Annotated in this window: 19 protein-coding genes; 13 read left to right on the top strand and 6 right to left on the bottom strand. The window is 69.7% G+C overall.

Annotation, left to right across the window (positions count from 1 at the left end; all coding sequences use genetic code 11):
• The first annotated feature begins 141 nt into the window (after nt 1–141).
• From hpnC to CACI_RS33000, 8 genes are all read left to right on the top strand, one after another.
• The gene (hpnC, locus tag CACI_RS33035; protein ID WP_015795243.1) at nt 142–1,050 is read left to right on the top strand and encodes a squalene synthase HpnC; all 909 of its coding nucleotides are present in this window, start codon (nt 142–144) and stop codon (nt 1,048–1,050) included.
• A gap of 2 nt (nt 1,051–1,052) precedes the next feature.
• Entirely contained in the window at nt 1,053–1,916 is an 864-nt protein-coding gene (hpnD, locus tag CACI_RS33030) for a presqualene diphosphate synthase HpnD (protein ID WP_015795242.1), read from the top strand.
• Nucleotides 1,913–3,247, top strand: a complete 1,335-nt coding sequence (hpnE, locus tag CACI_RS33025; RefSeq protein ID WP_223297317.1) for a hydroxysqualene dehydroxylase HpnE — start codon at nt 1,913–1,915, stop codon at nt 3,245–3,247. Before hpnD ends, hpnE begins: the two co-directional genes overlap by 4 nt.
• On the top strand, nt 3,244–4,260 hold the full coding sequence (locus CACI_RS33020) for a polyprenyl synthetase family protein (RefSeq protein WP_015795240.1): 1,017 nt from the start codon (nt 3,244–3,246) through the stop codon (nt 4,258–4,260). The genes hpnE and CACI_RS33020 overlap by 4 nt, the downstream gene beginning before the upstream one ends.
• A gap of 8 nt (nt 4,261–4,268) precedes the next feature.
• Entirely contained in the window at nt 4,269–6,203 is a 1,935-nt protein-coding gene (shc, locus tag CACI_RS33015; protein ID WP_015795239.1) for a squalene--hopene cyclase, read from the top strand.
• Nucleotides 6,200–6,841, top strand: coding sequence for a phosphorylase family protein (locus CACI_RS46390; protein ID WP_015795238.1), 642 nt, complete (start codon nt 6,200–6,202; stop codon nt 6,839–6,841). The genes shc and CACI_RS46390 overlap by 4 nt, the downstream gene beginning before the upstream one ends.
• A gap of 38 nt (nt 6,842–6,879) precedes the next feature.
• Entirely contained in the window at nt 6,880–7,884 is a 1,005-nt protein-coding gene (gene hpnH / locus CACI_RS33005) for an adenosyl-hopene transferase HpnH (RefSeq protein WP_015795237.1), read from the top strand.
• Nucleotides 7,885–8,305: 421 nt separating this feature from the next.
• Nucleotides 8,306–9,376, top strand: a complete 1,071-nt coding sequence (locus CACI_RS33000) for a hypothetical protein (protein WP_143765475.1) — start codon at nt 8,306–8,308, stop codon at nt 9,374–9,376.
• A gap of 86 nt (nt 9,377–9,462) precedes the next feature.
• Here the strand turns inward: CACI_RS33000 and CACI_RS32995 are convergent, their stop codons facing one another.
• Nucleotides 9,463–10,716, bottom strand: a complete 1,254-nt coding sequence (locus tag CACI_RS32995) for a penicillin-binding transpeptidase domain-containing protein (RefSeq protein WP_015795234.1) — start codon at nt 10,714–10,716, stop codon at nt 9,463–9,465.
• Between the two features lie 214 nt (nt 10,717–10,930).
• On the opposite strand from CACI_RS32995, the gene CACI_RS32985 reads away from it, so the two are divergent.
• From CACI_RS32985 to CACI_RS50420, 3 genes are all read left to right on the top strand, one after another.
• Nucleotides 10,931–13,234 (top strand): ATP-binding protein, encoded by a 2,304-nt coding sequence (locus tag CACI_RS32985; RefSeq protein WP_143765474.1) that lies wholly within the window; start codon nt 10,931–10,933, stop codon nt 13,232–13,234.
• Nucleotides 13,235–13,482: 248 nt separating this feature from the next.
• Nucleotides 13,483–15,420: a pectate lyase family protein gene (locus CACI_RS32980; RefSeq protein ID WP_015795232.1), complete on the top strand. Its 1,938-nt coding sequence runs from the start codon at nt 13,483–13,485 to the stop codon at nt 15,418–15,420.
• A 186-nt stretch (nt 15,421–15,606) separates the two neighbouring features.
• Complete coding sequence (locus tag CACI_RS50420) at nt 15,607–16,056, top strand: DUF3592 domain-containing protein (RefSeq protein WP_015795231.1); 450 nt, start codon at nt 15,607–15,609, stop codon at nt 16,054–16,056.
• A 94-nt stretch (nt 16,057–16,150) separates the two neighbouring features.
• Here the strand turns inward: CACI_RS50420 and CACI_RS32970 are convergent, their stop codons facing one another.
• From CACI_RS32970 to CACI_RS32960, 4 genes are all read right to left on the bottom strand, one after another.
• Nucleotides 16,151–16,759, bottom strand: a complete 609-nt coding sequence (locus tag CACI_RS32970; protein ID WP_015795230.1) for a hypothetical protein — start codon at nt 16,757–16,759, stop codon at nt 16,151–16,153.
• Entirely contained in the window at nt 16,756–18,114 is a 1,359-nt protein-coding gene (locus tag CACI_RS32965) for an MFS transporter (RefSeq protein ID WP_015795229.1), read from the bottom strand. The genes CACI_RS32970 and CACI_RS32965 overlap by 4 nt, the downstream gene beginning before the upstream one ends.
• A 1-nt stretch (nt 18,115) precedes the next feature.
• Nucleotides 18,116–18,241, bottom strand: a complete 126-nt coding sequence (locus CACI_RS53720) for a hypothetical protein (RefSeq protein WP_015795228.1) — start codon at nt 18,239–18,241, stop codon at nt 18,116–18,118.
• A gap of 119 nt (nt 18,242–18,360) precedes the next feature.
• A complete protein-coding gene (locus CACI_RS32960; protein WP_015795227.1) occupies nt 18,361–19,614 on the bottom strand; it encodes an APC family permease in 1,254 nt (417 codons plus the stop codon).
• 216 nt (nt 19,615–19,830) lie between these two features.
• Between CACI_RS32960 and CACI_RS32955 the strand changes: the two genes are divergently transcribed.
• Entirely contained in the window at nt 19,831–20,331 is a 501-nt protein-coding gene (locus CACI_RS32955) for an Lrp/AsnC family transcriptional regulator (RefSeq protein ID WP_041540596.1), read from the top strand.
• 10 nt (nt 20,332–20,341) lie between these two features.
• Here CACI_RS32955 and CACI_RS32950 read toward each other — a convergent pair whose 3' ends face one another.
• Nucleotides 20,342–21,436, bottom strand: a complete 1,095-nt coding sequence (locus CACI_RS32950; RefSeq protein ID WP_015795225.1) for a LacI family DNA-binding transcriptional regulator — start codon at nt 21,434–21,436, stop codon at nt 20,342–20,344.
• A gap of 371 nt (nt 21,437–21,807) precedes the next feature.
• Here CACI_RS32950 and CACI_RS46385 point away from each other — a divergent pair, with 371 nt between their 5' ends.
• A complete protein-coding gene (locus tag CACI_RS46385; protein WP_015795224.1) occupies nt 21,808–23,727 on the top strand; it encodes a discoidin domain-containing protein in 1,920 nt (639 codons plus the stop codon).
• Nucleotides 23,728–23,729 lie beyond the last annotated feature (2 nt).

Below are 23,729 nucleotides of genomic sequence, written 5' to 3'. Positions count from 1 at the left end.
CCGGCTCGCCGCGGCGCCCGGACCCCCGAATCAACACCTTTCCGCGTGCGGACCCGCTGGGGACCCTCGAATGGATCAGGAAAAGGGGACGGGAGGGCCGAGTGCTGATTGCGTTGCTGGAGAGGCGAAGGGATTCCACTGATGCTGAAGGCCAGCCGGCTCGACACCGCTAGCGGGCCCGGTCCGCGGGCGGCGAGTGCCACGCGTCCGGGCGCCGGCGATCCGGCCATGCCGCCCGAGCGGACCATCCGGGAGAACTTCCCGGTGGCGCTGCGCATCCTCCCGGCCCGGCACCGGGCGGCGCTCGGCGCCGTCTACCGGTACGCCCGCCTGATCGACGACATCGGCGACGAGGCGCCGCCGGCCGACCGCGGGCGGCTGTTCGACCTGGTGGACCGGGACATCGACCGGATCTTCGCCGGCACCGCCCCGGAGCTGCCGGCGCTGCGCGCGATCGGCGCCGTCGCCCGGGAGCACGGTATCCCGGAGGCGCCGCTGCGCAAGCTGGTCCAGGCCAACCGCCAGGACCAGGAGATCCACCGCTACGCCACCTGGGACCAGCTCGTGGAGTACTGCGCGCTGTCCGCCGACCCGGTCGGCCACCTGGTGCTGCACGTGTTCGACGCCGCGTCCCCCGAACGGCTCGCGCTGTCGGACCACATCTGCACCGCGCTGCAGGTCATCGAGCACTGCCAGGACGTCGCCGAGGACTTCGCCGACGGCCGGGTCTACCTGCCGGCCACCGACCTGAAGCTGTTCGGCTGCACCGACGCCGACCTGGGCGCCGAGACCACACCGACCCGGCTGCGCGGCGTGGTGGCCCGCAACGCCGACCGCGCCGCCGCGCTGCTGGACGAGGGCGCGCCGCTGATCGGCAAGCTCGATGGCTGGGCCCGGGTCGCGGTCGCCGGCTACCTGGCCGGCGGCCGCGCCACCCTGGCGGCGCTGAGCGGCGGCGCCTACGACGTGCACGCCGCCCGCCTGCGCCCGAGCCGCGCCCGGACCCTCGGCGAGGCACTGCTGATCCTCGGAAGGGATGTGGCCAAGTGAGCATGGACCCCCAAGCCGCCTACGAGCACTGCGAACGGGTGGTCCGCTCCCGGGCCCGGAACTTCGCGTACGGCATCCGCCTGCTGCCGACGACCAAACGCCAGGCGCTGTCCGCGGTGTACGCCTTCGCGCGCCGCGTCGACGACATCGGCGACGGCTCGGAGACCCGCGGCGAGCGCCTGACCCAGCTGGCCGCCGCCCGCGAGGAGCTGCACCGCATCGACGAGCATCCGGAGGACCCGGTCCTGGTCGCGCTCGCCGACGCCGCGCGCCAGCACCCGATCCCGCTGGCCGCCTTCGACGAGCTCATCGACGGCTGTGAGGCCGACGTCCGCGGAACCGACTACGCCACCGCCGACCAGCTGACCTTCTACTGCCGCTGCGTCGCCGGGTCCATCGGCCGGCTCTCCCTCGGCGTCTACGGCGTCGACCCCGCGCGCCAGAAGGAAGCCTCCGGCTACGCCGACTCCCTCGGGGTCGCGCTCCAGCTCACCAACATCCTGCGCGACATCCGCGAGGACGGCCTGATGGGCCGCGTCTACCTCCCGGCCGACGAGCTGGTCCGGCACGGCTGCACGCTCAAGATCGACGAGCACGGCCGCTTCGTCGACGACGACGCCGACCTCGCCGCCCTGGTCCGCGACCAGGCGGCGCGCGCCCGAGCCTGGTACGACGAAGGCCTGCGCCTGCTGCCGCTGCTGGACCGCCGCAGCGCCGCCTGCACCGCGGCGATGGCCGGCATCTACCGCCGGCTGCTGATCCGCATCGCCGAGCAGCCGATCAGCGCCCTGAACGCCCGGATGTCGCTGCCGGCCTGGGAGAAGGGCGTGGTCGCGGCCCGCGCGCTGGCCGGGGTGACGCCGTGAGCGTGGCGGTGGTCGGCGGCGGCCTGGCCGGCATCGCGGCGGCCGTGGCGCTCCAGGAGTCCGGGATCGACGTGGAGCTGTACGAGGCGCGCCCGCGTCTCGGCGGCGCCACGCATTCCTTCCAGCGCGCGAGCTCCGAAGGCGGCCCGGACCTGACCGTCGACAACGGCCAGCACGTGATGCTGCGCGCCTTCACCGCCTACCGCGGCCTGCTGGAGCGCCTGGGCACCGCCGACGGCATCGACCTGCAGGACCGCTTCGACCTGCGGATCCTGACTCCCGACGAGCGGCCCGACTCCCGACTGCGCCGCACCGCGTTGCCCGGACCGCTGCACCTGCTTCCGGCACTGGCGAAGTACTCCCTGCTCACCCCGGCCGAGCGGCTGCGCGCCGCCTCGGCCTCGCTGGCGCTGGGCAAGCTGGACCCGGACGACCCGGAGCTGGACGCGACCAGTCTGGGGGAGTGGCTCGACCGGCACGGCCAGAACGACCGTACCCGCCGCTACCTGTGGGAGCTGTTCGTCACCGCCGCGCTGAACTGCGGCGTGGACGAGGCCTCGCTCGGGCTGTCGGCGATGGTGATCCAGAACGCGCTGCTCGGCCGCGCCGACGCCGCCGACATCGGCGTCCCGCGCATCCCGCTGGGGGAGCTGCACGGCCGCGCCGCCGAGCGGACGCTGCGGGGCGTGCACCTGAAGACCAAGGTCGAGCAGATCGTCTCCGGGACCCGGCTGGTCGTCGACGGCTTTCCGGTGGACGCCGAGGCGGTCATCGTCGCGGTCCCGCACCCGGCCGCCGCGGCGCTGGTGCCCCAGGCGGCGTGTCCGGACCGCGAGCGTTGGGCCGGACTGGCGTCCTCGCCGATCGTGGACGTGCACGTGCTCTACGACCGGCCGGTGATGGACGTCCCGTTCGCCGCCGTCGTCGACTCGCCGGTGCAGTGGGTCTTCGACCGCACCGGCGCCGCCGGGCTCGGCCAGACCCACGGGCAGTACGTCAGCAGCGTGGTGTCGGCGGCCGGGCAGTGGATCGACGCGCCGGTCGCGCAGATCCGCGAGGCGTTCCTGCCGGCGCTCGCCGAGGTGCTGCCGCGCAGCCGGCGCGCGGCGGTCTCGGAGTTCTTCGTCACCCGGGAGCGCCACGCGACCTTCCGCCAGGCGCCCGGCTCCGCTGCCCTGCGGCCGCCGTCGGCGACCGGCGTACCAGGGCTTTTCCTCGCCGGCGCGTGGACCGCCACGGGCTGGCCCGACACCATGGAGGGCGCGGTGCGCAGCGGACTGACGGCCGCCCGCCTGTGCCGTCGCCACCTGCAGAAAGGCAACGTCCGATGACAGTCGTCCCGCACGCCGTCACCGCCGGCCGTGAAATGGTCGAGGCGGCCATGCGCGCCGCCGTCGAACGGCTCGACCCCCGGATGCGCCGGGTCGCGGCGTACCACTTCGGCTGGGTCGAGGCCGACGGCTCGGCGCCGCGCGGCCCGTCCGGCGGCAAGGCGCTGCGCCCGGCGATGGCGCTGCTGTCCGGCCGGGCGGCCGGCGCCGACATGGCCCGGGTCGTCCCGGCGGCGGTGGCGGTCGAGTTCGTCCACGCCTTCTCCCTGCTGCACGACGACGTCATGGACAACGACCGCATGCGCCGGCACCGCCCGGCGGCCTGGACGGTCTTCGGCGTCCCGGCGGCGATCCTGGCCGGCGACGCGCTGCTGGCGCTCGCCGAGGAAGTGCTGCTGGACCGCGGCACGACCGGCGCACACCGCGCCGCCCGCCACATAGCCGCGACCACCCGCAAGCTCATCGCCGGCCAGGCACTCGACCTGGGCTTCGAGACCCGCACCGACGTCTCGCTGGACGAGTGCACGGTGATGTCGATGGACAAGACCGCGGCGCTGTTCGCCTGCTCGTGCTCGATCGGCGCGGTGCTGGCCGAGGCGCCGAACCGGCTGGCGCTCGCGCTGTCCGGGTTCGGCGAAGACCTCGGGCTGGCCTTCCAGCTCGTCGACGACCTGCTCGGCATCTGGGGACAGCCCGAGGTGACCGGCAAGCCGGTGCTCAACGACCTGCGCTCGCGCAAGAAGTCGCTGCCGGTGACCGCCGCGCTCGGCGCCGGGACCCCGGCCTCGACGCGGCTGGCGCTGCTGTATTCGCAGCCTGATCCGCTGACCGAGCCGCAGCTCGTCGAGGCCGCGGCGCTGATCGAGGAAGCCGGCGGCCGGGCTTGGGCCGAGAGCGCGGCCGACGCGCGGATCGCCGCCGCCGAGGCCCGGCTCGCCGAGGCCGACATCCCGGGCGACGTGCGCGAGGAGTTCCTCGCCGTGGCCCGCTTCGTCACCCACCGGGACAACTAGGGGCAACCGTGACTGACGTCATCGACAAAGCCGTCGCGGCGACCGGGCCGGCCGATCCCTCCCAGGGCGCGGCCGCGACGCTCCAGGCCGCCGCCGACCACCTGCTCGGGCTGCAGGACGACGCCGGCTGGTGGAAGGGCGAACTCGAGACGAACGTCACGATGGACGCCGAAGACCTTCTGCTGCGCCAGTTTCTCGGCATCCGCACCGAGGAGGTGACCCGCGAAGCCGGCGACTGGATCCGCTCCCAGCAACGCGCCGACGGCACATGGGCGAACTTCTTCGACGGCCCGGCCGACCTGTCGACGACCATCGAGGCCTACACGGCGCTGCGCATGGCCGGGGACGCGAAGGACGCCGAGCACATGCGCGCGGCGCGTACCTACATCCTGGACTCCGGCGGCATCGAGGCCAGCCGGGTCTTCACCCGGATCTGGCTCGCGCTGTTCGGCGAATGGCAGTGGTCTGACTTGCCGGTCATGCCGCCGGAGCTGATCTACCTGCCGAAGTGGTTCCCGCTCAACGTCTACGACTGGGCGTGCTGGGCCCGGCAGACCGTGGTGCCGTTGACGATCGTCAATGCTCTGCGTCCCGTCCGGCCGCTCGGCTTCGACCTGAAGGAGCTGCGGACCGGTCGGCGCGCGCCGGCGCAGCGCGGCTTGTTCAGCACGCTCGATCGCGCGTTGCACGTCTATGAGCGGAAGCCGCTGCGCTCGGTCCGGGACGCGGCGCTGCGCCGCTCCGCGGACTGGATCATCGCGCGTCAGGAGGCTGATGGTTCCTGGGGCGGGATCCAGCCGCCGTGGGTGTATTCGCTGATGGCGTTGAACCTGCTCGGATACGGCGTGGACCACCCGGTGATGCGCAAGGGCATCGAGGGCTTGGACCGCTTCACGATCCGCGACGAGCGCGGGCGGCGGCTGGAGGCGTGTCAGTCCCCTGTGTGGGACACCGTCCTGGCGATGACCGCGCTGCGCGACGCCGAGCTGCCCGAGAATCATCCGGCGCTGGTGAAGGCCGCCGATTGGGTGCTGGGGGAGGAGATCACCAACCCCGGCGACTGGTCGGTGCGGCGTCCGCGCGTGGCGCCCGGCGGCTGGGCGTTCGAGTTCGACAACGACGGCTACCCGGATGTCGACGACACCGCCGAGGTGGTGCTCGCGCTGAACCGCGTCGCGCATCCGGACGCCCCCGCCGCCATCCGCCGGGGCGTCGACTGGCTGGAAGGCATGGCCTGCAAGGACGGCGGCTACGGCGCCTTCGACGCCGACAACACCCGCACGCTGGCGCTCAAGCTGCCGTTCTGCGACTTCGGGGCGGTCATCGATCCGCCGACCGCCGACGTCACGGCGCACACGCTGGAGGCGTACGCGGCCCTCGGGCTTGCGAACTCGCGGGCGTCGCAACGCGCTTTGGAGTGGCTGGTGAAGGCGCAGGAGCGCGACGGCTCGTGGTTCGGGCGCTGGGGCGCCAACCATGTCTACGGCACCGGCGCCGTGGTCCCGGCGATGGTCGCCGTCGGCGTCGATCCCGAGGACGAGATGATCCGCCGGGCCGTTCGCTGGCTGGAGGAGCACCAGAACGACGACGGCGGGTGGGGCGAGGACCTGCGCTCCTACCGCGACAAGAGCTGGATCGGGCGCGGGGTCTCGACGGCGTCGCAGACCGCGTGGGCGTTGCTGGCGTTGCTGGCGGCGGGGGAGGAGCGCGGGACGGCGGTCGAGCAGGGCGTCAGGTTCCTGATCCGCACGCAGCGCGCGGACGGTACGTGGGACGAGGACCACTACACCGGCACCGGCTTCCCCGGCGACTTCTACCTGAACTACCACCTGTATCGGCTCGTCTTCCCGATCAGCGCCCTCGGCCGCTATGTGCGTGCTGTGGGAGCGGCGGGAGACGGGGGAGATGCGGGACATGCGGGACATGCGGGGACCGTGTCATGACCGACCTGCTCGTCTGCGCCGCGCTAGGCATCGAAGCCCGGGCCCTGAAGACCGACGGCCTGCGGGTCGAGCGCGTCGGCATGGGAGTGCGGCGTGCCGAGGAGTTCGCGCGGCGCGAGCGGGCTTTCGACGTGCTGGCCGTCGCCGGATTCGGCGGCGCCACCGACGAGTGTCTGCGGCCCGGGGACATCGTGGTCGCCGACGAGGTGCGCCGCGGCGGGCAGGTGATCGAGTGCCCCTGGGCCGACTCGATCGCCTTCGCGCTGGAGCGCCACCTGATCCTGGAGCCCGAGGTGGACGAGGCGCCCGAGCCGCACACCGCGCACGGTCTGAACGCCGCCGGGCGCGGCACGCCGGCGGTGATGACCGGGCCGGTCGAGACGATCGACCACATCGCCTCCGCGCAGATCCTGACCCGGCTGGCCGGACAGGGCGTGACCACGGTGGACATGGAGTCGTTCCCCCTGGTCGCGACCGCTCGCGGGCGGCCCTTCACGGTGGTCCGGGTCATCGTCGACACCCCGGACCACCCCCTGGTCCGCCCGTCGACACTGCGCGCGGGACTGAACGCCCGCAAACGGCTGCAGGCCATCGGCGCGGTCCTCCGGGACTGGGCCACAGCACTCGAACACGTCTGAAGAACCAGCAGGAACTACTCGCAAGGAGGCGCGGAACCATGGGAATGCCGGTCCGCCAGAGCATCCGCATCGGAAGCTATGTCCTGGGCAACAAGCTGCGCCGCCGTGAGAAGTTCCCCCTCCTGGTGGAGCTGGAGCCGCTGTTCGCCTGCAACCTGGCCTGCGCCGGCTGCGGCAAGATCCAGCACCCCGCCGACGTCCTGAAGAAGCGCATGCCCGTCGAGCAAGCCCTCGCCGCCATGCGCGAATGCGGCGCCCCGATGGTCTCCATCGCCGGCGGCGAACCCCTGATGCACCCCCAGATCGGCGAACTCGTCGACGAACTGGTGAAGATGAAGCGCTACGTCTTCCTGTGCACCAACGCCCTCCTCATCCCCAAGAAGCTGGACCGCTTCAAGCCCTCCCGCTACTTCACCTGGGTGGTCCACCTCGATGGCCTGCGCGAACGCCACGACGAATCCGTCTGCAAGGAAGGCGTCTTCGACGAAGCCGTGGCCGCCGTCCGCGAACTCCGCCGCCGAGGCTTCCGCGTGACGACGAACACGACCATCTTCGACACCGACTCCCCCCAAGACGTCATCGACATCCTGGACTACCTCAACGACGACCTCCGCGTCGACCAAATGATGATCAGCCCCGGCTACGCCTACGAAAAAGCCCCCGACCAGCAACACTTCCTCCCGGTGAAACAAACCCGCGAACTCTTCCACAAAGCCTTCTCCAACGGCAACCGCGAACGCTGGCGCCTGAACCACAGCCCCCTCTTCCTCGACTTCCTCGAAGGCAAGACCGACTTCCCCTGCACCGCCTGGGCCATCCCCAGCTACTCCCTCTTCGGCTGGCAAAAACCCTGCTACCTGATGTCCGACGGCTACGCAGCCACCTACAAGGAACTCCTCGAAGAAACCGACTGGGACAGCTACGGCCGCGGCAACGACCCCCGCTGCGCCAACTGCATGGCCCACTGCGGCTACGAGCCCACCGCCGTCTTCGCAACACTGGGCTCGCTACGGGAGTCGGTGCGGGCGCTGCGGGAGAGTTAGAGTCCCGAATCCGCATACTGGCAACGGTCTGATGGCACAGCTCCAGCGGCGGCCCGGCACGACGATCGGCCGCCGCGGGACCGGCGCCGCCTTCGTCCGGTGCCCTGTGCGGATGACCCGGATCGCAGAGGTCGCCGCGCACATTGTCAAGCCGGGGGAATTGCCGTGTATTCCCGTGGAAACCAAGGAATGTTGAGTCCTGCGTTTCCCTGACTTCGATCCCAGCGCTTTGCGATAGTCTCGTCCACTCGTCACTTCCCGTGCTAGTGGTTTCCTCTAATGCGCAATCGTGGGTGTTGTGATCCATGGAATACCCATGATTTAGTCGGACCTCGCCCTCAATGGTCACGGTTCGGCCGGATACAGCGCCGTGCTCGGTCTGTGCTGATCGCACCTCTTCAGCCACAGGTCCACTAGCCTGATGCGCGTCCATCATCGGAGAGCGGGGGCTGCCATGAACACAGAGATCGGCGACGCGACAGCGCGGCGCAAAGCGGTGTCGGCGGTGGTGGCATTCGGTGTTGCGGTCGCGGCTGTGGCGGTCACTGCCGCGTGCGCGAGTGGGATGTCGGGCAAGAGTGCGGGGAAGCTTGATCCGTCGCTGCCTGCGGATCAGGTCATGCATGCCGCTGCGCAGAGTGTCCTGGCTGCTGACGGGGTTCATGTGCATGGCACGGTCACCGTCACGGGTGGTGCGGGTGCGGGTGGCGGCGCTGCCGGGGATAGCACCGTGGTTATCGATGGTCCGGTCCGGTTCGGGCCGAAGATGGTGGCCGACTTGTCGTTGGCGGTGAAGCCGGACAGTGATGACGTTCCTGACCGGGTGATCTATGACGGGAGCACGCTCTACGCCAAGGCGCCGCCTAATTTGCACGCCAAGGTCGTGGCGAAGCCGAATGCGACGTGGTTCGCGATACCTTCCGATGACCACGAGTTGTTCGGGGTGCACCTTCCGGTGAAGTTGGGGGATCCGGCTGGGCTCGTTTCTGGGCTGCTTGCCGAGGGGAAGTTCGCGAGGGTCGGTGCGGAGACGGCTGACGGGGTTGCGACCGTGCGCTATGCGGCCGAGTTCGCCGGTGGCAAGCCGGCGCACGTCGATGTCTGGCTGAATCACTCCGGGCTGCCGGTCGAGCTCAGGGTCAAGGCTGGGAACAGTCTTGGCGACCTGCATTTCACCGACTGGGGCAAGCCGGTGAAGATCACCGCGCCGAAGGCCGACGAGGTGATGAACCCGACCGACCAGGTCTCCTTCTCGATGTCCGCCAGCGGCTTCACGGTGACGGTCGGCTCCGGCCTCCTCGACGGCTCGTCGTTCTCCTCCAGCGGCGTCTACGAGGTGCCGCCGGGCCCGAGTTCGTCGACGTGTATCGCCGTCACCTTCACGCCGTCGGCGCCGTCGGGCGCGTCGGCGACGACGGCCGACGCATGCATCGACATCGGCTCGCTGACGTTCCAGACGCTTTCGGCTCCGCCGACCGCCACCGGAAGCTGAGCGGTACCGGAGGGACCGGGCAGTTGCCTTGTCGCCGTAGTCGCCCTAGTCGCCTTGAGGCCGCGTCGCCTGCAAAGCCGCTGCCGCTAGTGCCCGTTCGCCGCGTTGAGCATCGCGGCGATCTCCGGGCCGGCGGCCTTGTCGCCGAATCCGCCGCCCTCGACCAGGCACGCCACCGCGATGTTGCCCTGGAAGGCGATCATCCAGCTGTCCTCGCCGCCGGTGGCCTGCGCCGTACCTGTCTTCGCACTGACCGCCGGGGTCACGGCGGAGAACGAGTCGTGCGCCGTCCCCTCGGTCACGACGTCGCGCATCATGCTCTTCAGCTCGCTGTCGACGGTCTTGCCCAGCGGCTGCGCGTGCGCGGTGGGCTTGGTGCCCGTGACCAGGTACGGCTGGTGGAACTGCCCGGCGTCCACGGTCGCGGCGACCGAGGCCATGTTCAGCGGCGACATGGTGATCGCGCCCTGCCCGAACAACTCGGCGGCGAAGTCCTGCCCCTTGGCCGTCGGGACGTTGGCCGCGACGCCGTCCACGACCCCGTAGAGCGTCGCCCCCAGACCCAGGTCCCACGGCTGGTTCAGGCCGAAGTACTTCGTCGACTCCTGCGACACCGGGGTGTCGGCGGCCTTGTCGAACAGGCCGGTGAAGGACGTGTTGCAGGAGAAGACGAAGCCCCAGTGAAGCGTCGCCTTGAGGTTGACGGTGCTGGTCTCGTCGTTGGTGATCGGGTAGTCCTTGTCCTTCGACGGGCACGGCGCGGCCGAGTTCGGCGTCATCCCGCCGCGCAGCAACGCCTCGGCGGTGACGACCTTGAACGTCGACCCCGGCGCACGCGCCGCGTGATAGGCCAGGTCTGCCGGACCGTTGCTGGCCATCGCCAGAATCTTGCCGGTGTCGGCCTGCAGGACGACCATCCCCGACAACGGCTTCGCCGACACGGCATCGGCGGCGGCGCGCTGGTACTTGGGATCGATGGTCGTGACGATGTGGGAGCCGCTCCCCAAGGCCTGGCTGAACTTCACCATGCTCGGGAAGTCGGTCAAAGGCGTGGTGCCGTCGTCGGCGAAGGCGCCCAGCGCTCCGGAGTCGCTCGGCGCCGGTGTCCCCGCAGCGGAAGTCGGAGTTCCGGAGGTCGGCGGGGTGGCCGGGGCAGCCGCCGCATCGGACGCCGAGGCAGCCGTCGTCGTCACCGGCGCACCAGGCGACCCGTCAGCCGCGACACCCGCCTTGTGCGTCCCGCCCGAACCGCTCCGACTCACCGCCACCGCCGTCCCACCTGCGGCAACCGCGACAACCGTCGTGGTGATGATGACCGCGCGCTTCGAAAAAGCCGACATGGCCCGCCTCCCCCGTGATACCGATCGTGCTGATCGTGCCGATAACTGTCACCATCACTGACTCCTTCGCCCCCGAGGAGGGGTCACAGCAAACGAGATCCGTGATCTGATCGTGACATGGGCAGAGGTATCGGCCCGTCCGTCGGCCGTTGGGGAGGGCAGGGCTGTGGAGCCGTCGCGGGTTTCGGGTCCGGATCCGTCGCAGGCAGCTGATGTGGATGAGTTCGTCGAGTTGTTCGGGCGGCTGCGGGTGTGGGCCGGTGCTCCGTCGTATCGGACGCTGGCCAGGCGGGCCGGGCCTTTGCTGCGGCCGCCGCGGGAGTTGAGTCATTCGACGTTGGCTGCCGTGTTCCGGCCGGGGAGGCGTCGTCTCGATCTGGATCTGGTGGTGGCCGCAGTGCGGGCTTTGGGCCTGGACGAGGCCGGGGTCGATCGGTGGCGGCAGGCGTGCATCCGGGTTCAGGCGGAGGCTCGCAGGGGCGGTCCCACCGGGGTTTTTCGGCAGTTGCCGGCGGATCTGGCGACGTTCACCGGCCGCGAGGCGGAGTTGGCGGCGATGCTGGAGCCTGCTGCCGGCGGGTCGCAGACGGTCGTGATCTCGGCGATCAACGGGACCGCAGGGGTGGGCAAGACCCAGTTGGCGGTGCATGCCGCGCATGAGCTGGTGCGCTCCGGCCGCTTCGCCGACGCGCAGTTGTACGTGAACCTGCGCGGCTTCGATCCCGAGGTGCCGCCGATGGATCCGGCCGCGGTGCTGGAGGGGTTTCTGCGGGCGTTGAACGTCCCGGCCCGCCACATCCCGGCCGCCTTGGACGAGCGGGCTGCGATGTTCCGGGATCGGCTGCAGGACAAGCAGGCGATCATCGTGCTGGACAACGCCGCCGACGACCGGCAAGTACGGGACCTGATTCCCGCCGCACCCTCGTGTCTGGTCCTGATCACCAGCCGGCGCAGCCTGGCCGGGATCGACGGTGCCCGGCTGGTCGATCTGGACGTCTTCGACCCTGACGAGTCGCTGGCCCTGTTCACCTCCGTGATCGGACCCGACCGGATAGCCGCTGAGAAAGAAGCCGCCGAGCAGCTGATCGCGGCGACCGGCGGGCTCCCGCTGGCTGTGGCGCTGGTCGCCTCCCGGCTGCGGGCCCGCCCCGCCTGGAGCCTCGCGGAGGCCGCGCACGCCCTGCACAGCCGACGGCTGGACGGCGTCCAGCTCGGAGCGCGCTCGCTGCGCCCGCTCATCGACCTGTCATTCCAAGGGCTGTCCGCGCCGGCGAAGGCGGTGGCGCAGGCGATCGGGGTGCATCCGGGCACCGACTACACCGTGCCGGCACTGGCCGCGGCATGCGGCCTCGAGCCTGTGCAGGTGGAAATCGCCATGGAGGAGCTGGTCTTCGAGAGCCTGGCCCGGGAACGCATATCAGGACGCTTCGAAGTGCACGATCTGATCCGTGCCTATTGCGCCGACGCGGTAGCGGAAGGGAAAGGGGCGGACGTCGACCGTGCCCTGATGCTGAACCGGCTCACGTCGTGGTTCCTACGCTCGGCTCACAACGCAGCCGTCGCCATCCGCACGAACAATCTCCCCGACGTCGCCGATTCCGACGTCGACCCATTGCGGTTCGACACCTATGACAGTGCCCTGTCGTGGCTCGACGCCGAGCACGCCAATCTCAGCGCGATCCATTCCGCCGCCATCGCGCAGGGATCCTACGACGCGATCTGCCAACTGCCGATCATCCTCGACCACTTCTCCACCCTGCGTTTCGCCCACGCCGAGAGCATGGCCGCGCACCGCGCCGCGGTCCAGGCAGCCCGCGACCGCCAGGACGAGGCGGTGATGACGCGCCATCTGCTGTGCCTGTCCAGCCGCTTCATCGCCTTGAGGCGAATGGACGAAGCCCACGAAACGCTCCTCGAAGCCCTGGACCGCAGCCGCCGCAGCAATGACGGCACAGGGGAAGTCTGGGCCCTGATAGACCTCGGCCTGCTGCACGACGCGAGCGGCCGCTATCACGAGGCCATCTCGGTCTGGGAGCAGGCCCAGCTCATCAGCGATCGTCTCGGCGACCGACGGCGCACCATGATCTGCTGCACGAACATCGGCATGACCCGCTTCCGGCTCGGTGAGCTGAACGAGTCGCTGGCTATGTTCCGCCTGGCCCTGACCGACGCCCGCGAACTCGGCCAGCTCCGCGCCCAAGCCCTCATCATGGGCAACATCGGCGAAGCGAACCTCCTCCTGCACGCACCGGAGGCGGCACACGCCGTCTACGCCGAGCAGCACCAGCTGGCGAAGTCCGTCGGCGACCGCGTCGAGGTCGCCATCAGCCTGCTCGGCCTCGGCAACGCGCTGCGCGATCTGGGCCGCTTCGACGAGGCGATCGGGTATTGGCGCGAAGCGGTCGCCGTCAACCGGGAGCTGGGAAGCCCGAAGGCCGACGAGATCGAGCAGCTGATCGCCGACACGGAAGCGGCGGCGAAGGCCGAGCCGGAACCGATTCGAGATTCCAAGGCGTAGCCCTCGCTCTGTCACGCTCTTTGCGTCTCTGTGTCTCTGTGCGTCTGTGCCTTTGTGGACGATCGCGATATTCCGCAGGACCCACGATCGCGTATTTCGGTGCATTGCGAACACCGATAAAACGCTGCATGTCCAAACCCTTGCTCAGCCAGAGAGCATCTCTTGACAGCGGCCGTCGCACGCGAGTTCACTCACGCTCCGGAGAGCGCTCTCCGGCACAGGCATCCGCTACGAAGGCTAGGTGGATTGTGATCAAACCCGAACGGTTCCTCGTACCGCGCACGCTCGGGCGCGCGGGGCGGGCTCTGACGATCGCGGCGGCGGCGCTGGGCCTGGTGACGGCCTCCGCCCTCACCGCGACGGCCTCCGCGTCGGCTTCCGCGGCGGCGTCCGCGACCCACGCCGCGTCCGCGATCGGCGCGCAGCAGAGTCCTGCGACGCTCGTTCCGCCCACCGGCGGCGCCCTCGGCCCGAACGTGATCGTCTTCGATCCGTCGATGGCGCAGGCGTCGATCCAGAGCACGCTGGACACGATCGCCGCCCAGCAGGTGCCGAACCAGTTCGGCACCGAGCGGTACGCGGTGCTGTTCAAGCCGGGGACGTACGGGTCCCTCGCCGATCCGCTGGTCTTCCAGGTCGGCTACTACACGAGCGTGTCAGGCCTCGGACTCACTCCGGACCGGACCGTCATCAACGGCTCGCTGGACGTCTACAACCAGTGCATGGGCAGCCAGACCAACTGCAACGCCACCGACAACTTCTGGCGGTCGGTGACGAACCTGACGATCAACGTCGCCGGGGGCAACGGCTGCCAGGCGAACACCGAGTTCTGGGCCGCCTCGCAGGCCGCCCCGCTCCGCCGGGTCGTCGTCAACGGCAACGTCAGCCTGATGGACTACTGCGACGGCTCGCCGGACTACGCCAGCGGCGGCTTCATCGCCGACTCCCGGTTCACCGGCGGCACGGTCATCAACGGTTCGCAGCAGCAGTACATCACCCGCGACACCGACCTCGACGGCTGGACCAACGGCGTGTGGAATCAGGTCTTCTGCGGGGACCCCGGCGCTCCGGCGCAGAGCTTCGCCTCCAACTCCGGCGACCCCGGCGGCGCGGCGCCCTACACGACGCTGGCCACGTGCCCGGTCACCAAGGAAGCTCCGTACCTTTACCTCGACGACTCCGGTAAGTACCGCGTCTTCGTCCCCTCGCTCCAGAAGAACTCGAGCGGACCGACGTGGGCTGCGGGCAACACCCCCGGGACCTCGCTGCCGCTGAGCAAGTTCTTCGTGGTGAACCCGGCGAGCACGGTCTCGCAGATCAACACCGCGCTGCTGCTCGGCGAGGACCTCCTGTTCACCCCGGGCGTCTACAACGTCCCGCGGACGATCCACGTCCTGTGGCCGAACACGCAGATCGTCGGCCTCGGCTTCCCCACTCTGATCCCGAGCAGCGGCAACGTGACGATGGACGTCGCGGACACCGGCGGCACCACCCTGTCCGGCCTGATCTTCGACGCCGGCACCACCAAGTCCCCGGCCCTGCTCGACCTGGCGCCGCTGCCCCTGCCCGGCAGCCACGCCGCGAACCCGATCACCGTCGACGACGTGTTCTTCCGCGTCGGCGGCGCGACGGCGGGCACCGTGAACGACGCCTTCATCGACAACAGCAACGACTCCATCCTCGACGACGTCTGGATCTGGCGCGCCGACCACGGCGCGGGCGCCGGCACCTGGACCGGCGACCAGGCCGACACCGGCCTGACCGTCAACGGCGACGGCGTCACCGCCTACGGACTCGCCGTCGAGCACTTCCAGAAGAACGAGACGGTCTGGAACGGCCAGCAGGGCACCGTGATCTTCTTCCAGAACGAGAACCCGTACGAAGTCCCGAACCAGGCCTCGTGGATGGCGAGCCCGACGCAGAAGGGCTATCCCGCCTTCCTGGTCGGCAACCGCGTGAAGACCTTCCAGGGCTACGGCATGGGCAGCTACACCTTCTTCAACCAGGGCGTGGACATCGAGAACTCGATGGCGTTCCAGTCCCCGCCGGCGCCCGGAGTCCAGTTCCACGACATCCTCACGGTGTTCCTCACCGGCTCCGGCGGCATCCAGTCGGTCATCAACGGCACCGGCGCCCCGGTCAGCACGACGTTCGCCGGTCCGAGCGACATCGTCTCGTACCCGTAACAGAGGCCTGACGACCCCAGGGTCGCCGGGCAGGAGGGCCAGGCCGTCGCGGGGCGGCTTGGCCCTCTTGCGTTCCGCGATGGTTGAGCACGATTCCGCCAAAACGGCTTGTCAGTCCGCACGCCGTCTGCTTCCATCACAAATGACGCCAATAACCCGGCTCTCGGTAGAAGACGGAGACGTGCCATGCAGGGCATATCCGTACCCATAATCATTTTAGGGATATATATAGTATGGAAGGGTCTCGTTGAGGGGCTGTTCCCAGCGCTGCGCACCGTCACAATCCGGCGTCACGGGCTGCCCGCGGTCGGTACCGTCGTTGCCAACAGATCGCGAAGAATCGACTCCCTGCAACGAATCAACGCCGGTATCTACGTGCCCCGCGTCAGCTATCGACAACAGGGCCTTGTCAGCTTCACCACGGCTGAGGGCCAGCGCGTCACGTTCTGGGCGAACCTGGACGGCTGGGATACGCCGAAGCCCGAAAAGGGCACGTACCAACTGCGCTACCTGCCCGAAGACCCACACGCCCATCGCTTCACCAGACCACGGCTCGTATCCTATTGGGTCACGGCTGTGGTCGGCCTGATCAGCGGGGGCGCATTCGTCGGGCTCGCCTGGTTCCTGCCACAGTGAGGTCCGGACGCCAATCGCGTCCACCCGCCGCTGATCGTCGCTGACCCAACCGCCAGAGACCTCGGGCGTTCACACTCGACTTCTCCAACAGGCTTTAGTGCAAGTCATCCGCGATGCGTGCCAGCACCGCCTTCATGACGGCCGCGTCCACTTGGGCGGTCAGCTGCTGGCGGTTGCTGAGGTTGGCCAGCAGGGTGCGCAGGTCGAGATCGTTGATGGTGCGGCGCAGGACGTCGTCGGTCGTCAGGGTTTTGTCGATGAGGGCGTCGGGGATGGCGCGGATCGCGGCCTTGCGGAAGCTGCTGAGGTTCGATACGTCGACCGCTTCGCGGGTGAGTTGCGACGCCCGCGGGAGCTTGCCGTCGGCCTTCATGGTGTCGACGGCGCTGAGCAAGCCGGCGCGCAACGCGCTGATCTGCGCGTCGGTGTGGGTGCCGGGCTGCGCGAGCTGGAGGGTGAGGGCCTCGCGGGTCATGCCGAGCTGGCAGGCGGCGACGTCCACGCCGATCAGGACGAGCTGCTCGGTCAGGCCGTCGATCCCGGTCGACACCGAGCTGACCGGCTGTGCGGAACAGGAGCTGGCTGGGCGAAGCGGCTTGTAGTCGCCGCCTCCGTGCGCGAGCTGCAAGGCCAGCACCCCGCCCACCATCACGACGGACAGTGCGGGGAGCGCCGCCGATCGCAGGCGGGCGAAGGCGCTCATCGCTCACCACCCCGGCGCCGCAGCGGGATCAGGGACAGCAACGCCGTGAGGGCGAGCGCCGCGCCGATGAGGAAGGCGTTGCGGAACGCGTGGGTGGCTGCCCGCTGGAGCTGATCGTTGAGGTCGCGTTCAAGCTGCACGGTGGCGGGCTTCTCGATGGCGGACACGTGCAGCTTCGCGAAGGCGGGATCGAGGTCGGGCACCCGGCCGTTCTCCTCCTTCAGCTGATCGGACAGTCCGCCGGCGATCGAGATCTTGTCCTCGGGTGTCAGCGGCGCGTCCAGGACCAGCGCGGTGATGGCGTCTTTCGCGGGCGGCTGGGCGTTCTGCAGGTCGGCGGTGAAGACCGGCGTGAGGATCGCGAGTCCCAGGACCACTCCCGCGTGCCGGGCCGCGATGGTCCAGCTGCCGTGCAGGAAGTGCGGCATGCGGCCGTCCATCGCTTGCAGCGTCAACGGATCCAGCGTCAGACCGAGCCCGAGTCCGACGAGCGCCTGGGGTGCGATCGTCCACCCGAGTTCGGCCGACGGCAGCAGTGCCAGCCCGGCCAGACCGCCGGCGATGAGCAGGCATCCGGACATGGTCTCCGCTGTCGGTCCGGCGCGCAGCTTCCGGCTCAGCGGCCGGCTGAACAGCGCCGCGAGCGGGATCACCGAGACCGTGACGGCCGCGATCGCCGGCGACCGACGCCAGCCGTCGACCAGCAGCAGCACGAACAAGAACAGCGCCGCTGTCAGCGCCGCCGAGAGCAGCGCCAGAGCGATGTTCGGCCCGATCTGCACGCGGTGCTTCGGTGTGTCCTCGGCGAGCTCCTGCCCCTTCCTGCGGCGCTTCACCAGCGCGGCAGGAACGGCCAGCACCGCGATCGGCACCTGGACGACGAAGATCGACCGCCACGAGAAGGCATCCGTGAGCAGCCCGCCGGCCACCGGCCCGACCGCGGTCCCGAACACACCGGCGGCGATCCACCACGCCGTTCCGCGCCGCTCGCTCAACTCCTCGACCAGCAGCTGAAGGCACCCGACCACCGCGAACGCCCCACCCACCGCCTGCACCGACCGCGCGACGATCAGCACGTCCAGCGACCCGGCCACCGCGCACAACGCCGAAGCCCCAGCGAACACCGCGATCCCGACCGCAGACAAAATTGCCGGATCCAGCCGCTTGAAGAACCACGCCGCAGGCCGAACGACCACTGCGAGCACGAGGTTGAACGCGATCAGCACCCAGGCGACCTGCCCCACCGTGGTGTGCAGCCGCTCCAAGATCTCCGGCAGCGCCAGCGTGACCACCGCCGAGTCCGCCAGCACGCACCCCACCGTCAACGCGAGGAGGGCCGCCGCAGTCCGCCGCATACTAGAGGCCCAGCTTCGCGTCGGCGGGGCACACGGTCACGGCGAAGTTCGGCGCGTCAACGCCGCAAACAATCGCCGAGAACGCGCGCACCTCACGCATCGCGCTCCGATCAAAAATGGTGTGCACGCAAGCTCCTCCTGAGTGGCAACAGCACTCTACGTCGGACACACCGTGGAAGGAGGCCGCCGCATCGTTCATATCGGCGCCGCCACGAATGCGCCAGCGTGGCTTGCGCCTTCAGGCTTTCAGCGTGACGGTGACGCTGCCTTGCGCGACGTGTGCGACCTGCGCGACGTACGCGCCCTGCGCGACCTGATCTGCACGGCCATGCCGCCTATCGCGACAAGGCACGCCAGCACCGCCGACATCCCCGCGAACACGAGCACCACCACCGACGCCGCGCACGCCGCTGCGGCCGCCCCGCGCAGCCACCCGGTCAGCACCCGCGCCGCCGACGTCATCGAAGCCACGTAGACCACCAGGAACAGCGACGTCGTCAGCGTGATCATCCGCGTCGCGTCCACGACGCCGAAGGCTTCGGCGGTCAACTCCAGGCAGCCGGCGATCGCGATCCAGGCGAACAAGCCGCGACCCCCTGACTCGGCCTCTCCCTCTCCAGCCCGCTCCGCAGCGCCATGCTGCCGCTCAGCGCGAAGATGGGCTTGCAGGGCCGCCGCTCCGGTCAGGTAGGAGTTCACAGCGGCCAGCGTCAACAGCACCGCCGCGCCCGCTGCGATCGCCGGTCCGGCCGACCCGACGGCGACCCGCAGCAGGTCGGCGGCCGGCACGGTCCCGGCGGTGGCTGCACCGAGCACCGACACCACCGCTGCGGCCAGGGCCAGGTAGACCACCGTCGTCACACTGAACGCCACGGCGATGATGCGCGGCAGGGAGCGCGCGGGATCGGCCAGCCGCTTGGTCAGCGGAGCCGCCGCCTCCCAGCCGACGAACGACAGCATGAGCACCGACGCCGCCGAGCCGACCGCCGTCCACCCGTGCGGGGCGAAAGGGGTCCAGTGCGAGGCTCGCGCGGAGGGCGCGGAACCGGCGACAGCGACCACGACGACGGTGAGCAACACCCCGACCAGCACCATCTGCACGGCGGTGCCCACCCGGGCTCCCGCGGTGGTCAGGGCCGTGACCCCGGCCAGCAGGAGCGCGGCGACCAAAGACGTCGCTCCGCGACCGCCGCCCGTCAGGGCCGTGACATAGCCGGCACCGATGAGGCAGACCACCGGTGCGCCGAGCACCACGGCGATCAGGAAGCACCAGCCCACGGCGCGTCCGGCCCGGTGGCCGAGACCCGCGGCGGTGTACGCGATGACGCCGCCGCCGTCCGGGAACCGGGTACCGAGCGCGGTGAAGACGAGGGCGAACAAGGCCGAGACCGCGAGCAGCCCGACCCAGGCGAGAACCGAGGCGGGACCAGCGATCTTGGCGGCCAGTCCGGGCAGCATCAGCAGACCGGGACCGAACAACGCGCCGACGTACAGCGCCACACCACGCGGAACCGTGAGGGGACGAGGAAGCGACGGAGAAGTACCGGAAGCACCCTTTTCACCAGCGCCGACCGAGGCAGCGGGCGCCCTGTTCACATCGAGAACCGTCATGCCTTGAGCGTGTCAGGAAACGCGCGGCACGCGATGGCAAAGTTTGCCGCCAGCAGGCCCACTGGTGCAATCTTCCACCAGAGAACCTCGATGAAGGGATACCGCATGCCAGACATCCATCTGGACTCGACAGATCGCGCCATCCTCACCCGGCTGCAGCGCGACGGCCGCATCGCCAACGTGGATCTCGCCGAGCAGATCTCCCTGTCACCCTCCTCGTGCCTGCGCCGCACCAAGGCCCTGGAAGCGCAGGGCGTGATCGCCGGCTACCGCGCGGAGCTGGACCGGGACCGCCTGGGCCTGGGCCTGACGGTCTTCGTCGAACTCAAAGCCGCGCGGCACTCCCGAGAGGTCTCCCGCCAGGTCGAAGCCGAGCTCACCGCCATCCCGGCAGTCGTCGCCTGCCACCTCGTCTCCGGCGACGCCGACTTCTTCGTCGAAGCAGTCGTACCGAGCCTGGCGGTCTACGAAGAGGTCCTCCTGGACCACATCCTGGCCATCGAGGGCGTCACATCCGTCCGCAGCTCGTTCGCACTGCGCACTGTCCTGAGCCGCGGACCGCTACCCCTGGACGCTTCGTTGTCGAAGGGCACCAGGTCTTCCTAGCGCGCAGGACTCACCGCACCGACCCGCACGACCCCCGCACGATGAGCTGCGTGGGGATGAGAAGCGGCGCGGCGGCCGTCGGGTGCGTGTCCCGCTTCGCGTCGCGGGTGTCGTCGTCGGGGGAGCCGATGGCGGTCAGGAGTGTCTCGACTGCGCCGACGCCGATGCTGACGCGGTCCTGGGCGACGGTCGTGAGTGCCGGGCGGACCAGTGAGGCGGCCTCGATGTCGTCGAAGCCGACGACTGCCACGTCTGCGGGGACTGAGATGCCGGCGTCGTGGAGGGCTTGCATGGCGCCGATGGCCATTTCGTCGCCGGCGGCGAAGATGGCTGTGGGGGGTTCGGGCAGGGCGATCAGGCGCTGGGCGCATTCGTAGCCGCTGGAGAGGTAGAAGTCGCCGTGCTCGATGTACTCCGGGTGGGGGTCGAGGCCTACGCGGGCCATTTCGTAGCGGTAGCCGGCTAGGCGTTCGGCGGCGGGCATCGCGGGGAGCGGGCCGGTGATGGTCGCGATCGCGCGGTGGCCGAGGGAGTGCAGGTGGCGGACCGCGCTGGCTGCGCCGCTGCGGTTGTCGGAGGTGACGTAGGTGGTGCGTTTGCGTTGCAGCGGGAGGTCTATGCCGACGCAGGCGATGCCGGAGTCGACGAGGGCCGTGATGGCCGGGTGGCCTTCGTCGACGCCCATCATGATGACGCCGTCGAGGCTGTGCTGGCGGGCGGCTCGCAGGTAGGCGTCCACGCCGGCGGTGTCGGCGACCGACAGGACCATGAGATGGAAGCCGCCGGCGGTCAGCGCCTGCTTGATGCCGACGAACAGGTCGAGCAAGAAGGCCGGGCGGCGGCCCTCGTTGGCGTAGCCGGTGTCCCAGAGCAGACCGATCATGTCCGAGCGGCGCCGGACCAGGGTGCGGGCCGGCTGATTGGGGGTGTAGCCGAGTTCCTCGGCGAGTTCCAGGATGCGGCGCCGGGTCTCCGTGCTCACCTCCGTACGGTCGTTGAGCGCCCGTGACACAGTTGCCTGCGATACCCCGCTACGGCGGGCCAGCTCGCGGATGTCCACCACATTCGGAAACGTATCCGGTCCTCGTTCGCGGGGGAAGACCATGCCGCGCCCCGGTTCTGGCAAAGAACCGGTCGGCGGGCGCCGCAGAACCTTGACAGCGGCAGAGGGCGGGTGCACCATCCGCGTCAGACGGACGAAACAGCAAGGTAATCTTCCGCGACAGTGGCCGGAAACGCTTCCGGACACGCGCCGCCGCGCCGGGGCCGCCACCCGGCAGCCCGCCCAGCGCACACCAGATCTGCCGATCAGCAAAACGCCTGTTCATCATGCCCGGCAAGGGAATCCACGCCACGGGACCCGTTTGAGTGAATCAGGGTCCGGATTCTCTCACCGAGCCGGAAACGTATACGGGGCATCCATCGAACGCCCGAGATCCGGACCCGGATCTCGCACCCCCGACCCCAGGAGTGAAGATGGGTACTGCTCTCCACCGGTGGCGCCGCACCGTCCTGGCGATCGTCGCCGCGGTGGCGCCGATCGCCGCGACCGTCGCGGTCGCCTTTCCACCGTCTGCCTCGGCCGCTGTCCCGGCCGCAGTCCCAGCCGTAGCGCCGGCCGCGATCCCGTCCGCGGTCCCCGCCCCGCCCTCCGGCTGGACCACAGCCTTCAGCGACGACTTCACCGGCGCCGCGAACACCCCCATCGACAGCAACTGGATCTACGATCTGGGCACGAGCTACCCCGGCGGCGCCGGCAACTGGGGCACCGGCGAGGTCGAGTCCGAGACCAACTCGACCCAGAACGTCTACCAGGACGGCGCCGGCCACCTCGTCATCAAGCCGATCAGGGACGCGCAGGGCGCCTGGACGTCCGGACGTGTGGAGACCGCGCGCACCGACTTCGCGGCGCCGGCGGGCGGCCAGATGGAGATCACCGCCTCGCTCCAGCAACCGAACCCGGCGAACGGCCTCGGCTACTGGCCGGCCTTCTGGGCCATGGGCGCGAACGCCCGTCCGGTCGGCGCCACCAACTGGCCGAGCATCGGCGAGCTCGACATCATGGAGGATGTCAATGCCCTGTCAGAGGTGTCGCACACGTTCCACTGCGGCGTCGATCCCGGCGGCCCGTGCAACGAGACCACCGGCATCAGCAGCGGCCTGCTCGCCTGCGGCGGCTGCCAGACCGCGTTCCACACCTACTCGGTCATCATCGACCGGACGAACGCCAACGCCGAGCAGCTGCGGTTCTACACCGACAACGTCCTGCAGCACACCGTCAACCAGAACCAGGTCGACGCGAACACCTGGGCGACGGCCGTCGACCACGGATTCTTCGCGATCCTCAACGTGGCCATCGGCGGCGTCTACCCGTTCAACGTGTGCCAGTGCACTGAGCCGACGGCGGCCACCACCTCCGGCGCGCCGATGACCGTGGACTACGTCGCCGTGTACACGACCCAGCAGGGCGGCGGCCAGTCCGTCGCCACGCCGACGTTCAATCCGGCCGGCGGCACGTACGCCTCGGCGCAGTCGGTGACGTTGTCGGACACGACGCCGGGATCGAGCATCCGCTACACCCTGGACGGAAGCACCCCGACGGCGTCATCGACCCTCTACACCGGGCCGATCACCATCGCCGCGACGACCACGGTCAAGGCCATAGGCCTGGCGTCCGGTCTGACGAACTCCGCGACGGCGAGCGCGACCTACACGATCGGCGGGTCCAACTCGCCTGACTACACACAAAGCGCGACGCAGCTGAACGCGACGCAGGCTCAGCTCTCGATCACCCCGACCACACCGGCGGCTTATGTCGACGTCCACTACCTCGTCAACGGCGGCGGTCAGCAGAACTTCCGCATGACCAACAACGCCGGCACATGGACCCAGACTGTCAGCTCTCTGACGACCGGCGCTGTCGTCGAGTACTGGTTCACCTACGAAAAGAACGGCGCACAGTACGACACGCCCCACTTCACCTACACACAAGGCGGCGGCAGCACCGGCGGAACCCTGTTGTCCCAAGGCCATCCCGCGACCGCTTCGTCGGTGGAGAACGCCACCTACCCGGCCTCGAACGCCGTGGACGGCAACACCACCACGCGCTGGTCGAGCGCGTTCAGCGACCCCCAGTGGCTCCAGGTCGACCTCGGTGCGACCCATTCCATCTCCCGCGTGACCCTGAACTGGGAGGCGGCCTACGCGACGGCCTTCCAGATCCAGACCTCCACCAACGGGACCACCTGGACGCCGATCTACTCCACGACGACCGGCACCGGCGGCGTCCAGACCCTCACGGTCAGCGGCTCGGGCCGCTACGTACGGATGTACGGCACCAGCAGAGCCACGCCCTACGGCTACTCCCTGTACGAGTTCCAAGTCATGGGCAGCTAGGC

It is taken from the genome of Catenulispora acidiphila DSM 44928 (assembly GCF_000024025.1).
Classification (GTDB): Bacteria; Actinomycetota; Actinomycetes; order Streptomycetales; family Catenulisporaceae; genus Catenulispora; species Catenulispora acidiphila.
Note: the sequence above shows the minus strand (reverse complement) of the source record. Positions and strands in the feature narration are given on the sequence as shown.

Excerpts from the sequence above, each read along its gene's own strand:
- CACI_RS46390 (WP_015795238.1), top strand. The coding sequence starts at position 6,200 with ATGACCGACCTGCTCGTCTGCGCCGCGCTAGGCATCGAAGCCCGGGCC.
- CACI_RS46385 (WP_015795224.1), top strand. The coding sequence starts at position 21,808 with ATGGGTACTGCTCTCCACCGGTGGCGCCGCACCGTCCTGGCGATCGTC.
- hpnD (WP_015795242.1), top strand. The coding sequence starts at position 1,053 with ATGGACCCCCAAGCCGCCTACGAGCACTGCGAACGGGTGGTCCGCTCC.
- hpnC (WP_015795243.1), top strand. The coding sequence starts at position 142 with ATGCTGAAGGCCAGCCGGCTCGACACCGCTAGCGGGCCCGGTCCGCGG.
- CACI_RS33000 (WP_143765475.1), top strand. The coding sequence starts at position 8,306 with ATGCGCGTCCATCATCGGAGAGCGGGGGCTGCCATGAACACAGAGATC.
- hpnH (WP_015795237.1), top strand. The coding sequence starts at position 6,880 with ATGGGAATGCCGGTCCGCCAGAGCATCCGCATCGGAAGCTATGTCCTG.
- CACI_RS50420 (WP_015795231.1), top strand. The coding sequence starts at position 15,607 with ATGCAGGGCATATCCGTACCCATAATCATTTTAGGGATATATATAGTA.
- CACI_RS32965 (WP_015795229.1), bottom strand. The coding sequence starts at position 18,114 with ATGCGGCGGACTGCGGCGGCCCTCCTCGCGTTGACGGTGGGGTGCGTG.
- CACI_RS32970 (WP_015795230.1), bottom strand. The coding sequence starts at position 16,759 with ATGAGCGCCTTCGCCCGCCTGCGATCGGCGGCGCTCCCCGCACTGTCC.
- CACI_RS32950 (WP_015795225.1), bottom strand. The coding sequence starts at position 21,436 with ATGGTCTTCCCCCGCGAACGAGGACCGGATACGTTTCCGAATGTGGTG.
- CACI_RS32955 (WP_041540596.1), top strand. The coding sequence starts at position 19,831 with ATGCCAGACATCCATCTGGACTCGACAGATCGCGCCATCCTCACCCGG.
- CACI_RS32995 (WP_015795234.1), bottom strand. The coding sequence starts at position 10,716 with ATGTCGGCTTTTTCGAAGCGCGCGGTCATCATCACCACGACGGTTGTC.
- CACI_RS33020 (WP_015795240.1), top strand. The coding sequence starts at position 3,244 with ATGACAGTCGTCCCGCACGCCGTCACCGCCGGCCGTGAAATGGTCGAG.